At 54.1% G+C, this 549-nt stretch carries 1 pseudogene; it reads left to right on the top strand.

Annotated features, from left to right (window positions below):
* A pseudogene (locus K5Q58_RS20770) lies at positions 1 to 306 on the top strand (DNA mismatch repair protein MutS); the annotation flags it as partial.
* Between the last annotated feature and the right edge of the window lie 243 nt (positions 307 to 549).

Here is a 549-nt window from a genome sequence, read left to right as displayed (position 1 = left end):
GAGCATGGCGACAGCATAGTCTTTATGCACGCAGTGCAGGAGGGGGCCGCCAGCAAGAGCTATGGTTTGCAGGTTGCTTCACTGGCCGGTGTTCCGGCCTCAGTGATCAAGGCCGCAAAATTGAAACTGCAACAACTTGAAAGTCGCGATCACGGTCAAGACTCCAATGTCCCGGCGCAGGCCACACTGCAACTGGAAACGCCGCCATCTGAGCTTGAACTTCTGCTTGGCAGGCTGAACCCGGATGAACTCAGCCCAAGAGAGGCGCTGGACCTAATCTATAAACTCAAGGCGTTGGCAAACTAAGTCCGCTACTCCAGCTATCGCTGTGGCTTGTAAATACAAGAAAGAAGGGGCGCAATGCGTCCCTTCTTTTTATTACAAAGGATGGTAAGTTGCTTTAGGCCTTGAACAGGGCCTCTACCGCCAACCCCTGAGAGGAGAGTATGTCGCGCAGGCGTTTCAATGCCTCCACCTGAATTTGCCGCACTCTTTCACGGGTCAGGCCAATTTCCGAGCCCACGAGACTCCTGAGCATCTCGTATGCCG

Origin of the sequence: Shewanella sp. KT0246, from assembly GCF_019654955.1 — a bacterium.
GTDB classification, from domain to species: Bacteria; Pseudomonadota; Gammaproteobacteria; order Enterobacterales; family Shewanellaceae; genus Shewanella; species Shewanella goraebulensis.
This window is presented reverse-complemented; position numbering and strand designations above follow the sequence as displayed.